This is a genomic window from Pseudomonadales bacterium (assembly GCA_024234615.1).
In the GTDB taxonomy this organism is placed as follows: Bacteria; Pseudomonadota; Gammaproteobacteria; order Pseudomonadales; family IMCC2047; genus JAJFKB01.
In genome coordinates, this window is the sequence record JACKNY010000001.1 from 522,029 (window position 1) to 536,567 (window position 14,539).

The 14,539-nt window shown below is 46.2% G+C and carries 15 protein-coding genes; 14 read left to right on the forward strand and 1 reads right to left on the reverse strand.

Annotation, left to right across the window (positions count from 1 at the left end; genetic code table 11):
* Positions 1-134: 134 nt before the first annotated feature.
* Together mpl and H6995_02540 are read left to right on the forward strand one after the other, a co-directional pair.
* Positions 135-1,502, forward strand: coding sequence for a UDP-N-acetylmuramate:L-alanyl-gamma-D-glutamyl-meso-diaminopimelate ligase (gene mpl / locus H6995_02535; GenBank protein ID MCP5213865.1), 1,368 nt, complete (start codon positions 135-137; stop codon positions 1,500-1,502).
* A 21-nt stretch (positions 1,503-1,523) separates the two neighbouring features.
* Positions 1,524-2,105, forward strand: coding sequence for an LON peptidase substrate-binding domain-containing protein (locus tag H6995_02540; GenBank protein MCP5213866.1), 582 nt, complete (start codon positions 1,524-1,526; stop codon positions 2,103-2,105).
* 13 nt (positions 2,106-2,118) lie between these two features.
* Here H6995_02540 and H6995_02545 read toward each other — a convergent pair whose 3' ends face one another.
* A complete protein-coding gene (locus H6995_02545) occupies positions 2,119-3,540 on the reverse strand; it encodes a bifunctional DedA family/phosphatase PAP2 family protein (protein ID MCP5213867.1) in 1,422 nt (473 codons plus the stop codon).
* 222 nt (positions 3,541-3,762) lie between these two features.
* On the opposite strand from H6995_02545, the gene H6995_02550 reads away from it, so the two are divergent.
* The 12 genes from H6995_02550 to rlmH all read left to right on the forward strand — a co-directional run bounded on the left by H6995_02550 (position 3,763) and on the right by rlmH (position 14,465).
* A complete protein-coding gene (locus H6995_02550; protein MCP5213868.1) occupies positions 3,763-4,332 on the forward strand; it encodes a GspH/FimT family pseudopilin in 570 nt (189 codons plus the stop codon).
* Positions 4,323-4,784 carry a type IV pilus modification protein PilV gene (pilV, locus tag H6995_02555; GenBank protein MCP5213869.1) on the forward strand — a complete coding sequence of 154 codons (462 nt, stop codon included), beginning with the start codon at positions 4,323-4,325 and terminating at the stop codon, positions 4,782-4,784. Before H6995_02550 ends, pilV begins: the two co-directional genes overlap by 10 nt.
* An 8-nt stretch (positions 4,785-4,792) precedes the next feature.
* Positions 4,793-5,830, forward strand: a complete 1,038-nt coding sequence (locus H6995_02560; protein MCP5213870.1) for a PilW family protein — start codon at positions 4,793-4,795, stop codon at positions 5,828-5,830.
* Positions 5,831-5,842: 12 nt separating this feature from the next.
* The gene (locus H6995_02565) at positions 5,843-6,355 is read left to right on the forward strand and encodes a hypothetical protein (GenBank protein ID MCP5213871.1); all 513 of its coding nucleotides are present in this window, start codon (positions 5,843-5,845) and stop codon (positions 6,353-6,355) included.
* A gap of 62 nt (positions 6,356-6,417) precedes the next feature.
* Positions 6,418-10,035, forward strand: a complete 3,618-nt coding sequence (locus tag H6995_02570; GenBank protein MCP5213872.1) for a pilus assembly protein — start codon at positions 6,418-6,420, stop codon at positions 10,033-10,035.
* Between the two features lie 33 nt (positions 10,036-10,068).
* Positions 10,069-10,386: a hypothetical protein gene (locus H6995_02575; GenBank protein ID MCP5213873.1), complete on the forward strand. Its 318-nt coding sequence runs from the start codon at positions 10,069-10,071 to the stop codon at positions 10,384-10,386.
* A 33-nt stretch (positions 10,387-10,419) separates the two neighbouring features.
* On the forward strand, positions 10,420-10,860 hold the full coding sequence (locus H6995_02580; GenBank protein ID MCP5213874.1) for a prepilin-type N-terminal cleavage/methylation domain-containing protein: 441 nt from the start codon (positions 10,420-10,422) through the stop codon (positions 10,858-10,860).
* A gap of 62 nt (positions 10,861-10,922) precedes the next feature.
* Entirely contained in the window at positions 10,923-11,477 is a 555-nt protein-coding gene (locus H6995_02585) for a GspH/FimT family pseudopilin (protein ID MCP5213875.1), read from the forward strand.
* Between the two features lie 97 nt (positions 11,478-11,574).
* The gene (locus H6995_02590; protein MCP5213876.1) at positions 11,575-12,831 is read left to right on the forward strand and encodes a glutamate-5-semialdehyde dehydrogenase; all 1,257 of its coding nucleotides are present in this window, start codon (positions 11,575-11,577) and stop codon (positions 12,829-12,831) included.
* A gap of 45 nt (positions 12,832-12,876) precedes the next feature.
* Positions 12,877-13,506, forward strand: coding sequence for a nicotinate-nucleotide adenylyltransferase (gene nadD, locus H6995_02595; protein MCP5213877.1), 630 nt, complete (start codon positions 12,877-12,879; stop codon positions 13,504-13,506).
* A gap of 116 nt (positions 13,507-13,622) precedes the next feature.
* The gene (gene rsfS, locus H6995_02600; GenBank protein MCP5213878.1) at positions 13,623-13,985 is read left to right on the forward strand and encodes a ribosome silencing factor; all 363 of its coding nucleotides are present in this window, start codon (positions 13,623-13,625) and stop codon (positions 13,983-13,985) included.
* Positions 13,986-13,994: 9 nt separating this feature from the next.
* A complete protein-coding gene (gene rlmH, locus H6995_02605) occupies positions 13,995-14,465 on the forward strand; it encodes a 23S rRNA (pseudouridine(1915)-N(3))-methyltransferase RlmH (protein ID MCP5213879.1) in 471 nt (156 codons plus the stop codon).
* Positions 14,466-14,539 lie beyond the last annotated feature (74 nt).

Below are 14,539 nucleotides of genomic sequence, written 5' to 3' on the forward strand. Positions count from 1 at the left end.
TTCAGCGGAAATCAGTTTATGGTGTCGTCTTCAGCCGCATAGAGGTAACAGGATTCCTAAAACTATTATCAATTGTGGTCTATGATCGGCATAATATTGTTCAATAAAATTAGCGTAAGAGTAAGCATTTATCCATGCACATACATATTCTTGGTATCTGTGGTACCTTCATGGGCAGCTTGGCCATTCTCGCCAAAGCGCTGGGTCATCAGGTTAGTGGTTCCGATCAAAATGTCTATCCGCCAATGAGCACTCAGTTGGAGGCGGCGGGCATCAGCTTGATGCAAGGCTATGCCCCGGAGCATGGAAAGCATGCGGATGTCTTGGTCGTCGGTAACGCAATATCGCGTGGCAATCCGGCGGTGGAGGCCATGCTTAACCAGGATCGTCGCTATATATCCGGGCCACAATGGTTGGCCGAACAAGTGTTGCAGGATAAGTGGGTACTTGCTGTCGCCGGTACTCATGGCAAAACCACTACCTCCAGTATGCTCGCCTGGATTTTAGATTATGCGGGCATGTCGCCTGGATTTCTTATCGGTGGTGTGCCGAAGAATTTTGATATTTCTGCTCGCCTTGGCACGACACCGTTTTTCGTCATTGAGGCAGATGAATACGATACTGCCTTTTTTGATAAGCGCTCTAAATTTGTCCATTATCGGCCGCGTACAGTCATTCTAAACAATCTCGAATTCGATCATGCTGATATCTTTGAAGACTTGGCCGCGATACAAAAGCAGTTCCATCATCTGGTACGAATTATTCCGAGTGAGGGCTTGATTGTAGCGCCAGCTGAGGACCAGAATATCGCCGAGGTATTAAATCAGGGCTGCTGGACAAAGGTGGAGCATTGTTCACTGACAGCAAATCAAGTTGTTAAATGGACGGTGCAACCTGAGAGTGACGATGGTAGCCGCTTCCAGGTTTTGCACGACGGTACACCTGTCGGAGTGGTGAGTTGGACGCATAGCGGGCGACATAATATGAGCAACGCCTTAACGGCGATTGCGGCAGCGCGACATGTGGGTGTGTTGCCGGAACAATCGATAGCAGCACTCGGTTGTTTTGAAGGCGTTAAGCGGCGTATGGAGCAAATTGGCCAGGTTCGCGGCGTCACTATCTACGATGATTTTGCTCATCATCCAACAGCTATCGCTACCACCCTGGATGGTTTGCGTAAACAGGTAGGCTTTCAGCGCATATTCGCGGTGATCGAACCCCGCTCTAACAGCATGCGCATGGGTATTCACAAAAGTCAGCTTGCCACAGCCAGCAGTGCGGCGGATCAGGTGCTGTGGTACCAACCCCAAGGAGTGAGTTGGGATTTGCAGGATGTTGTCCAAGCTAGTCAAAATCAGGCCAAGTTATATCAGAGTACCGACGCCATTATATCGTCGCTTTGTGAACAGCTTGAGGAGGGCGATCATGTCGTGATTATGAGCAATGGCGGTTTTGAAGGTATTCATAACCGGTTGCTGAAACAATTAAAGTCATCTGAATAAAACTAAATACGTTACCTGATGTTGTCACTTCCGTTGTTCCCGTTACATACCGTCCTTTTTCCGGGTTGCCGGATCCCACTGCAAATTTTTGAACAGCGTTATTTGGAAATGGTGAAATCCTGTCTGAAACAAGAACAAGGCTTCGTCATTGTCTTGATTAATGAAGGGAAAGAAGTAGGTTCGGTTGCTAATCTATTTTCAGTCGGTGCCGAAGCAAAAATCGTTGACTGGCACCAGCTGGATAATGGGTTACTGGGGATCACCGTAGAGGGGGTGTCAAGGGTCATGATTCGTTCAGCACGAACCCAGTCTAATGGGCTCTTGTTGGGGGAGGTGGAGCGTTTGAAGGAAACACCGGTTTTCGAACACCAACAGCTCGATTCTTTGTTGGAATTACTAACCACCCTGCGTCAACACCCGGCGGTGCAACAACTGGGGCTCAGTGTTGATGAGAGTGAGCTGAATTCGCTGTTTTGGTGTTTGTCGGGTTTGATGCCCTTTAGTGATAGAGAGAAACAGTACTTGCTGGAACTGAATGAGCCGCCAATGCGCATTGGCGCATTCAATAAACTGCTGAAATCACTCCAAGGTGTTCAAACCTGATACAGGCTGATCTCTATCCATAGTGCAATGCCAGATAGACAGCTGAGGCGGTTAGCGCCGTTAAAAGCGCTATTAGAAAGCTAGCGTCAGCAACAATCGCCCGCCGATTAAAGCGACTAAACGCAATGCGACTGATGGCGCAAATGCTGAGGCCTACTAAAAACCCCCCGATGACGTCCGTCAGCCAATGCTGGTTAAAGTATAAGCGAGCAACCGCTACCAGTAGCATCGGCAAGAATGCGATGCCATAAATCCACCAGCGGCGTTGGTGAGAAAATTCCTGTGCAGTATAGGAGGCGAGCAAGCCAAATAACACCGTAGCGCGCGTCACATGGTTACTTGGAAAGGAGGTTAGTGAAAGCAAACCATCCTCACTCAAAATAGGGCGGGCAATTTCAAAGCCATGTTTGAGTGATTGCACGATCTTTTCCGTGACCAAAATTGCTGCCACACAAATAATCGCCGCTGAATAATGCCGCTTATACAATAACCACAGGGCAAAGATGCCAGCCACTATTCGGATATGGCGTTTATCTCCCAGCATAGAAATGACTACAAAAGCATTATCCAGCCAAGGGTGTTTGATCGATTGAAAGAAATAGAATATATGCCGGTTCAGGTTTGTTAGTATGTCAGTGTCGTTGACCAGATAGGCGAGCAGGACAAAGCTGCTGATTGAGCCTAGCAGCAACAGCAGGCTGGTGAGTGGAAAAGTGTGTGATTGATCGCGTGGTTCTGCCAGCCAATACCAGCATAAGCGCATATGGTGCTGTCGCTCAGCCCAGCGTTGTAGACTTTGATAGAGTCGAGATTTAGGGCTTAGGTGCCAATGGCTGAGCTTCATAATCAGAAAGCCAACGATGGCAATGCCACCGGTATAAAATAGTAAACGATTGAAGCCTTCCGGAAAGTGCAGCCCCCAATGCACAGAAGCTCCGAACAAATAGCCGGGAATGACGTAGGTTGGTGCCCAGCCGAGCGCGGACACTAGATTAATTGAGACAAAACGGCCAGAGTGCATATTCAGCATGCCAGCCACTAAGGGCACTACTGGGCGAATCGGGCCGACAAAACGACCAATGACAATACTCATCCCACCATGACGACTAAAAAATACCTCGCCGTTGTGAATCCAATCTGGGTATTTACGAAAGGGCCAGATGCTTTTGATACGTTGTTTTAAAGACTTGCCTAAAAAGAAGCTGGTGCAATCGCCAATCACCGCACCGGTGAAAGCGCAAGCGAGCGCTTGCCAGAGGCTCAATGCCCCACTGCCGGCCACTGCACTTGCGCCGAACAAAAGCAGCACGCCGGGAATAACCACTCCTGCGAGAGCGAGTGACTCTAAGAATGCTATAAGAACAATAGCCGCCGCCACCCATTGCTGGTGCAAATTAAGCCAATCGAGAAGTGGTTGAATACTGGATAAATCCATTGGACTGGGTAAGCGCCTAAGGGAGGTCAATAACGTGGGATTATAGCGGTAATTTTTGCACGGAAAAGCTATTCGTTAGCTATACTGGTTTGAAATGCCTATATTCCTAAACTTAATCGCATCATCTATTTATAGTTGAGTTTAACCATTTATCTACGTAAATGAACCGATTATCCGATTATAGAGGTCAAATAAACCCATCTCTGCTAAAAGATATAAATTATGAAAAAAGAATTAATCAAGCAATCTGGATTTACCTTGGTGGAGCTGATGGTGACGTTAGCTGTTGCGGCAATTTTAATGACGTTAGCTGCGCCGAGTTTTACGGATTTAATCCGCAATAATCGCCTAACAACGCAGGTTAATTATTTTACAACGGCACTGAACACGGCGAAAAGTGAAGCGGTTAAACGTAATAAGCGGGTAGTGCTTTGTAAGCGTAACGTGGCCGCAACTCAATGCGATGACACTACATCCTGGCAAAGTGGATGGCTGGTGTTTGAAGACAATAATCTTGATGGTGATATTGATGCAGGTTCAGGAGATACAATTATCCGGGTATTTGAAGCATTAAAAACAGGCTATACGCTAGCTCCGACCACTGCGGTAGATTGGGTTGGGTATAATTCAACAGGCAACGGTGTCGACTCCAATGGCGGTCTGCCCAGTAATGCATTTGAACTGTGCGCCAGCGATGCAACTTCAGGGGCTGATACTCAAAAATCACGGACGATTAATATTAATGCAAGTGGCGGAGCAAGTGTGGAGAAGGGAGCATCCTCATGTCCATAACACAGGTGTCAAAAGAATTACTTAAACAACAGGGTGTTTCATTGATTGAGGTATTAGTTGCGCTGTTGGTGTTGTCTATCGGTTTGGTTGGCTTGGCTGGTTTGCAAAGCGTCGGTTTAAAATCAAACAGCAGTGCGGAGGTAAGAACGCAAGCGACTATTTTGGCTTACGACATGATTGATAGCATGAGAGCTAATAGAGATACGGCGATCAACACCAGTTGTTATCTTCTCAGCATGGGTGGTACGGTTCCAAGCTCTTGCAATAGCTTGGCAACCAATGACTTAACGGCTTGGAAGGCTAACCTAGCAGCATCATTACCCTCTGGAAACGGCAGTGTATCAAATGATGACACTGGTACACGGCGCGTGATTACTGTGACAGTGCAGTGGGATGATACCCGGGCCGGAGGTACAGCAACGCAGCAGCTTTCAATAGATACTGAGTTATAGGCATAAGCATGATTAGGAAAGTAGATGGTGTGCTAATGAATAACAAACAAGCGGGTTTGTCCTTGGTCGAGTTGATGGTATCCATCACTATAGGCTTGATTTTGATTGCCGGAACGATTCAGATTTATGTGAACAGCAAACAAACTTACCGGGTACAAAACGCAAATTCCAGAGTACAAGAAAATGCGCGGTTTGCCTTAAATACGCTGACGAGCAATTTGCGTCAGGCTGGCTTTGTTGGCTGCGCCAACCTGAATAAAGTTACTCCTAAAATTGTAGCGAGCCCTAAACCGACTTTTCCTGATGATTTGACGGCCGCTAGCGCGGTAAAAGGTAGTGAGTATACCGGTAGTAGCTGGACTCCTGCTGTTCCTACAGGCGTCTTAGGTGTAGTTGCAAATACGGATGTTATCACAGTGCAGTACGCAAAAGGTTGCGGTGCTTCTTTAACAGGGAACTTGGCGTCTAAAAGCTCAGACATAAAGGTGACTGCGCCAAATAGCTGCGGTCTTAAAAAAGACACTATCGTTATGATTTCAGACTGTGAGAAAGCAGATATCTTTAACGTAACCAATGACGCTGGCGAGAGCGGTGGCGAGCAAACCTTGGCGCACGCTGCTCTTAGTAAAGAATATCAAGCTGATGCTGAAGTCTATGTGTTCAATTCGAGCACTTACTTTATTAGTAATAATCCGGCCGGCATTCCATCGCTCTATATTAAAGATCATGCGCAAAATACTGACGCGGTTGAGCTCATTGAAGGTGTTGAAAACCTTCAGGTTACCTATGGGCTGGATGATGGTAACGATGGTGTGCCTGATAGATATGTTGCCGCCAACACGGTTGAAACTGCTGCACGTTGGGATCACGTTGTTTCACTGCGTTTAAGGATGTTACTACGCACCACTGATAATGTTCAGGCGAGTAACTTTACTGACACAGATACCACGGTATCTTCCTTTGGTACGTCTGCTTATTCAGGTGGATTTATGAGAAAAGTTTTTACTACCACTATCCAACTACGTAATCGTAGTTTGGTGCTGTAGTTGGAGGGGGAGATGTACACTCAAAACAGATCGCTATCTTTAAACCGACAATGTGGTTCAGTGTTATTTATTAGTTTGATTATATTGCTGGTGATGACCATCTTGGGTGTGCAAGGTTTGGGGACAACCATCCTGGAGGAAAAAATGTCAGGCAATTATCGAGATAATCATATTGCCTTTGAAGCAGCCGAAGCCGCTTTACAGGAGGCAGAAAACTGGATAGTTACTAGAACAGTTCCACCTGTCGCCAATAGTACTGGAAGTAATGGGGTTTGGACTGAAGGTAACTTTTCCATGTATAGCGGTGATTGGTCATCGAAAGGGTTGAGCGTCACAACGGGTATAAGTAATTTAAGTGCTAATCCCCGTTATATTATTGAAGAGCTCTTTATCCCATTAGGTGCGGAAATGACTTCCCAGACAGCACTAACTCAAAAATACTTTTATCGAATTACTGCGCGAGCGGTAGGTGGCACTAATGATGCGGAAGTATTGTTACAGACTACTTTTGCCAAACAGTATTAATGTGAATTTCAGGATGAGACTGGAAACAGTAAAAATGAGAGTAGATATCTCAGGAGTTTAAGATGAAAAGTTTTTTAAACAAATCAATAAAAAGTGCTACCGTATTTTGTGTGTGCTCCTTGAGTGGAATCAATCCTACGCAAGCCGCAGTGCTGGATATATCCAATGTGCCGCTATTCCTGTCAAGCAAACCTATTCAGCCCAATATTTTCTTTCTTATTGATGACTCCGGTAGTATGAATTGGGAATTAATGCGCAGCAATGAAGCGCAACTTGCTTGGCCATCGTTGAGAAATGACGCGAATTCTCGAAACCTGTCCCCTGCCTTTGATTTTACTCCCAATACAGGAGTCGAATATTTAGAATTGTGCGCGGGTTATAATACTTTAGCTTACGACCCTACGGTTACCTATACACCCTGGGATGGTGAGGATGAAGATGGTAATGCGTATGTAAATCAATCTATTAGCTCAGCCAGAAAGAATCCTTACGACCCAGATGATGGGACAACGAATTTGACGGGTACTGATAGTGGTAATAATCCTTATGGCTATATGCCTTGGAATGATGCAGATAATAATAAGGTTTATTCAGTGGGAGAGTGCGCTGATACGAACAGTGGTGGTAGTTTATCCATCGATAGTAGCAAATTTGTCCCCGTTTCTAGCATGAGTGCTACACAAAAGACAAATTTTGCTAACTGGTATAGTTATTACAGGATACGAGAGTACGTTGCAAAAAAAGCAGTTTCGGCACTTATAGCAGGATCTTCTGCCCGAATTGGTTTGGGGACGTTACATAACAATAATTCTGTAAGAACTGTCGTGTCTGATATGACGAATACAACAAAAAAAAATACGCTCTTGGATAATTTGTCTGATGTATATTCCAACGGCGGGACTCCTTTAAGAACCAAATTGAAAGATGTGGGTGAATATTTCAAAGGCAATGGCGGTATTTTTTCTTCTGGAACGGCCAGTCCGATATTAGCTGCTAACCAGGGTGGTGAATGCCAGCAAAATTTTGCCGTAGTCATGTCCGATGGTTTTTGGAATGGGAGCTCTCCGGGTGTTGGGAATGAAGATGGCGGCACCAGTGACTCAGCATTTGATGGCGGTGCCTACGCTGATAATGTTAGTAACTCCCTGGCCGACGTTGCGATGAAATATTTCGAAGAGGATTTGTCGTCGGCGCACGAAAATAAGGTAAGTCCGGTGGATGGTAACAGTGCGCAGCATTTGGTGACCTACACAGTTGCTTTTGGCGTGAATGGAAACTTAACGCAAAATCCTACAGACCCAGAGGTAGCTTTTGATGATCCGGTCAATGGTTTAGGCTGGCCTTTGCCTGATGATGGGGTTTATAACTCGACCGACAAATATGAGCTAAAGGCGGACAAGGCTACGACTATTGACGATATGCGCCATGCCGCCTATAACGGGCGGGGGTTGTTCTTAAATGCGGGTAGTCCGGAAACGTTAATCAACAGTTTGAATGAGACCTTCACCAATATTGATGAGCGTAGTAGTTCGGCGGCTGCGGTAGCAACCAATTCCACCAGTCTAAATAATGGCAGTTTTGTGTACCAAGCGCGATTTAATAGCGAAAAGTGGGATGGGCAGCTGCGGGCTTTACCCATTTCTCTGGGGTTTAAGGCAACAAAACCAAGTTCGCCATGTGATAAACCCTTGGGCTTTGTTTGCGATGAAAATCCGGATTGGGATACTTCTAGTGCGACAGGATTGTTTAACGGCCAAGAGCCAGACAAGCGTGTTATTTTAACCTATAACCCCAGTTCGAGCGGAGCTAAAGGCGTACCATTTCGATGGCCGAATATTACAAGCTTGAGTGATTCAACAATCAGCCAAGCGCAGGTAGATGCATTGTTAGTTGGTGCACCTCCTTCAGCCACTATCAGTAACCAAGTATATGGAGGCTATTTGATAAATTACCTGCGTGGAGGGGCGTCCACACAGGGAGACAGTCCTACTATTGGCTTTCGCAAACGCTCAAGCAAGCTGGGAGATATCATTAATTCAGCGCCATCATTTGTCGGGGCGCCGAGTTTCCTCTATCCGGATACTATTAACGGCACTGATTTTCAGTCAGCTAAGTATTCTGATTACAAATCTGGAAAGGCGGGTAGAACGGGTATGCTCTATGTGGGCGCGAATGATGGCATGCTGCACGGATTTGCTGCTACCGGTTCTTCCAAAGGTAAAGAGCTGATGGCTTATGTGCCTAATTTTGTTTATAAAAATTTGCCGGCTTTAGCGTCTCAATCCTATACCCACAAATATTATGTTGACGGTACTCCTACGGTGGGTGACGCATTTTATAGTAATGCCTGGCATACAGTGCTAGTAAGCGGAGCAAACGCAGGGGGGCAGGGAGTTTTTGCACTGGATGTGACTAACCCGCAAAACTTTTCTGAAAGCAATGCCAGTTCGACAGTATTGTGGGAATTCGGTGACCTGAATACTAACTCAGGTGTTAACGAAGGTGAAGCGGGCGCAACTGGTGATAGTGATTTGGGTTATACCTTCAGTCGCCCTGATATTGTGAAGCTGAATAACGGTGCTTGGGTGGCTGTATTCGGTAATGGCTATAACAATACTGTTGTGGATGGAAGCCGTAGTGCGGCGGGTCACGCAGCACTCTATATCGTGAATATAAGTACCGGAGCACTTATTAAAAAAATTAGCGTACCTACTGCGGAGGACACTTTAGATAACCCGAATGGCCTGGGAACAGTAACGCCAGTGGACATAAATAGAGATTTTGATGTTGACTATATTTATGCTGGAGATTTACGTGGGAATTTATGGAAATTTGATTTAACCGGTACGCCATCCCAATGGGATGTTGCTTATCATTCTGGGAGCGGAGTTAACCTGAAGCCTGAGCCATTATTTACAGCAATTTCACCTGAAGGTAATCCTCAGCCCATCACGAATCGTCCAAGCGTTTCGTTTCAGCTAGATACGAGTCGGGAGGGGTTTATCGTTTATTTTGGTACAGGAAAGTACCTCGAAAAAACGGATAATTCAGTAGTATCTCAGGATACTCAAACCTTCTATGGCATTTGGGATAACGGTACAACCGTTTCCGGACGTTCTGATTTACTAAAACAGGAAATCATTTTGGAGCCTGAAGTTACGTCAGGTGGGAATGACTATATTCTGAGGGTGACTACCAGTAATAGCATAGACTGGGATTCAGAGAGGGGTTGGTATCTTGATCTGATTAATAAGGATCCTAAAGTCACGCCAGACAACCGTGGGGAGCGCCAAATTACGAATCCGGTTTATAGAAATGGGCGTATCATTTTTACCACGCTCTTGCCGTCGGAAAGTTTGTGTGATTTTGGAGGCACTAGCTTCTTAATGGAATTGGACGCTGAAACTGGTGGTCGCTTACCTGAGCCGCCATTTGATTTAAATAATGACGGTGATTTTGATGGCCAAGATGCGTATACATATACGGATGAGAATGGCAACGTGGTTGTGATACCTCCGAGCGGGCGTAAGTACCAGGGTGTGGTGTCTACGCCAACGATAATTGGCTGTGCAGAAAATGAATGTAAACAAATGAGTAATACTTCTGGCAATATCGATTCGGTATATGAGAATACCGGTGGAAATGTTGGCAGACAGTCCTGGAGACAATTATTCAGGTGAGAGTGTTGATTACGAATTATTAAGGTGAAGGTTATGAAAGTATCTCTATTGACAGCGTTTCTAATAAGTCTCTTGATTAGTTTTTCAGGGAATGCGCAGCAGCTTAAAATCGAATCAAATATTAAACTGATGGATTCTGGAGTCGTTTATAGCGTAGATTTGCAAAACCGTTCTATTGTTATCGGCGATGCAGTGCGGTCGTTATCCCGAAGCCTAGTAGTTCACGATTCGGCTGGCCCTGCTACTGATTTTGCTATTCAACCGGATAGACAGGTTCGGTTTCGATTAAACCAAAACGCTGCCTTACAGGGTGATTTAGTCATTGAAGAGATATGGGTGATGGATAAATAACTTTTCGTATATTATAGATGCAGGAACGTTCTTATGACGGATAGTAGGAATTATAAAGGTTTTACTTTAATAGAGGTCATGATAGTTTTGGCAATTATAGCTATTTTGGCTGCCATTGCGTTCCCCTCTTATCAGGAAAGTGTTAGAAAATCCCGTAGATCAGATGCACAGGCGCTGTTGTTGAATTTTGCACAGGCTCAGGAGCGGCATTTTACTCAAAACTTGCAATATGCAACTACGATTAAGGGGACTGCTTCCAATACTAATTTAGGATGGTCGAGCACAAATAGTAGTGAAGGCTATTATGAGTTGGATTTGATAAACAGCAATTTTACAGCCACAACATTTTCAGCGGTAGTAAAGCCAGTAGCAGGTGGGGTACAGGCTGGCGATGCGAAGTGCACAGCGATTTCAATTACTAATACGGGCGTAAAAGGTAAATCTGGCACTGGTACTTTGGAAGACTGTTGGTGATAAGTTCGTTGCAGGTACGAAAAAGTCAATAGAAAGGATTTCTATTTGAAAGGAGGATGGCAATGGAATGCCAACAAAGGTCTGGGTTTACTCTAATTGAGCTAATTTGCGTTTTATTTATTTCTGCAATACTCGTTTTCCTGGTGGTTCCGGGATTCTTCTCTCTGATCCTATCTAATCGATTAGATACGCAGGTAAACCAATTTATCATTGCGGTAAATCTCGCCAGAAGTGAGGCAATCAAGAAAAATAAAACAGTACTACTTTGTGCCCGTAATGGTGATAAGTGTAGCGGAATAGATTCCTGGCACGAAGGCTGGGTAGTTTTCGAGGATGTGGATAGGAGTACCAATGTCGATAAAAATGAAGCTATCAGATGGTTTGAGCCGCTAGCTCAGGGCTATACATTACAGCCGAATTTTTCACTACCCGCTTTGGCGTTCAAAGGAGACGGGGCCATTAGACAGGTATTAGGGGCGTTACCAATGAGAACCTTTACCTTTTGTGGGCCGGGAGCTGTGTCCGATTTGGCTAGTGGTGCTAGGGAGATAGTGATGAGTAGAAGCGGTCGAATGATGCTTAGACCGGGCCGCGCAGGCAAAACTGTTTGTCCGTAGCACGTCGCTTATTGGGTTGTTCAAAGGGCGCAAGTATCTGCGCCCTTTTTTATTGTATAATCGCGTTCTTGATCAGAGATTCATGTAAAGGCACCAAATGGAAGTTAAAAAATACATGGCCGAAGTAGGCCGCAACGCGCGTGACGCTTCTCGTAAAATTGTGGCGGCCGATACAGGCAAAAAAAACCATGCTTTGCTGGCAATGGCCAAAGCGATCGACAGTGCGCGCGGCGAAATTCTACAGGCTAATGCTGAAGATGTGGCTGCTGCCAAACAGGGTGGATTGGACTCCGCCTTGCTTGACCGTTTAACCCTTACCGACAAAACCATAAACGGCATGATAGAAGGCTTACATCAGGTGGCCGCTTTACCTGACCCAGTGGGCGAGGTTACCGGTTTGAATTACCGGCCTTCGGGTATTCAGGTGGGTAAGATGCGTGTGCCGCTGGGCGTGGTCGGTATCATTTATGAGTCGCGCCCCAATGTGACAGTAGAGGCGGCGAGTCTGTGTTTAAAATCTGGTAATGCAACCATTTTGCGAGGTGGTTCGGAGTCGATTCGATCCAATCAGGCGATTGCGAAGTGTATTAAGCAGGGCTTACTTTCCGCCGGGTTGCCGGAAACTGCGGTGCAGGTAATTGCAACCACGGATCGCGCGGCGGTAGGTGAGTTGATTACGATGCCGAAATATGTCGATGTGATAGTGCCGCGCGGCGGCAAAGGGCTGATTGAACGTATTAGTCGTGATGCCAAGGTGGCGGTAATCAAGCATTTGGACGGTATTTGTCACGTCTATATCGACGATCAGGCGGATCGGGAAAAGGCCATCTCGGTAGCCTTTAATGCGAAGACCCAGCGCTACGGTACTTGCAATACTATGGAAACCTTGTTGGTTCATCAGGCAGTTGCGGCAGAAATTCTACCTGAACTGGTGGCTCAATATCTCTCAGAAGGTGTTGAGCTGCGTGGTTGTGAGAAAACGCGGACACTGCTCCCCGATATTCATGCTGCTTCGGAAGTGGATTGGTCAACTGAATATCTCGCGCCAGTTCTGTCGATCAAATTGGTCGATGATTTGGACGCAGCAATATCGCATATTAATTACTACGGGTCGCATCATACCGATTCTATTATTACGGAAAACTATAGTCGTGCCCGACGCTTTTTAACAGAAGTGGATTCCAGTTCAGTGATGGTGAACGCATCGACGCGCTTTGCCGATGGTTTTGAATATGGTTTGGGAGCGGAAATTGGTATTTCTACCGATAAGATTCACGCGCGCGGGCCGGTCGGGCTTGAGGGACTTACCTCGCAAAAATACGTTGTGCTGGGCGATGGACATATTCGTAGCTAGCTGGCGTACCCGTCATAAGGGGCGGGCAATGGCAATGAGTTGGTAATGAAAACAGTGGCAATCTTTGGTGGTACTTTCGATCCCATCCACTTTGGTCATTTACGTACGGCGTTGGAGCTTAAACAAAATTTGAAGCTGGATGAGATGCGGCTAATCCCTTGCCATGTGCCGGCACATCGAACGCAGCCTCACTACAGCGCACAAGACCGACTTAGAATGGTTGAGCTTGCGATAGCGCCGGAGCCGGAATTGAGCTGTGACTCTCGCGAAATTGAGCGTGAAGGTGTTTCCTATATGGCGGATACCTTAGCAATACTGCGGGATGAGCTCGGCGATCAAATCTCTCTGATATTGGTGGTGGGTATGGACTCGTTTTTGTCCTTACCGAGCTGGCATGAATGGGAAGAAATTCCGCAATTGGCTCATATCATTGTTGCCGCCAGACCAGGGGCATCCGGCCCTACGCAGGGTATTATGGAGCGTTTTCTGCATGCGCGTGAAGCAACTGATATTGCCGAATTAAAGGCAAGCGGGTTTGGACGTGTGTTAGTACAACGGATGACGCCTCTCGCCATTTCCTCAACCCATATTCGAGCACTAATTCAGCAAAAGCTATCCCCTAGGTATTTACTTCCCGAGTCAGTATGGGATTATATGGAACGCAATCTTCATTAAGATCCAGGCACAGTGTCAGCGATTCGATAAATCGGATGTCTTGTCAGCTTAGCCAGCTTATTTAACAGCGTCGCCCGTTCAGGCTAGAGTCCGTTTCAGTAAAACCAAGAGGTAATATGCAGGTAAACCAGTTGAAAGATTTAGTGATTGATGCTTTAGATGATGCTAAAGCACTTAATATTCAATGCCTTGATGTCAGGGATCGATCCAACGTGACGGACTATATGGTAGTAGCCTCCGGCACCTCAAGGCGACATGTCAGCTCGGTTGCCGAAAATGTGGTTGTTAAGGCGAAAGAAAAAGGAGTTTTGCCGTTAGGTAAGGAGGGCCAGGATGTATCGGAGTGGGTGTTGGTGGATTTGGGTGATGTGGTGGTGCACGTGATGATGCCGGAAACACGATTATTCTACGACTTGGAAAGACTGTGGTCGCTTCCTGATCAAGTGCCAGTCGAGAATGGCCAGGAAGAGGCTCCATAAGACTGGTTTATGCGTATTAAATTAATTGCCGTTGGCGGTAAAATGCCTGATTGGGTCAATTCAGGATTTAATGAATACGCAAAACGATTACCGCATGAACTAAAGCTGGAGGTTATCGAGGTTCCTCTTGGCCAGCGTGGGAAAGGCGCTGATATCCAGCGGGCGATTGCGAAAGAGTCAAGACAGCTTTTAGCGGCAATAGAAGAAAAGGATCAGGTGGTCGCGCTGGATGTGAAAGGTAGCGCCTGGAGTACCGAACAGTTGGCACAAAAACTCAGTGAGTGGCAAATGTCTGGCACTAATGTTGCGTTGTTAGTTGGTGGGCCGGATGGATTATCGCCTGATTGCCTGCAACGCGCAGGACAATCCTGGTCGTTGTCAAAACTAACTTTCCCTCATCCGTTAGTGCGAGTCGTTGTCGCTGAGCAGCTTTATCGCGCCTGGACACTGTTGAATAATCATCCCTATCACCGCTCATGAGCTGTGCATACTTGCTATGAGAGTTCTCTGGGCCGTTGAAAAAATGAATCAGTGCACTAAGCAGGTTTCTCATA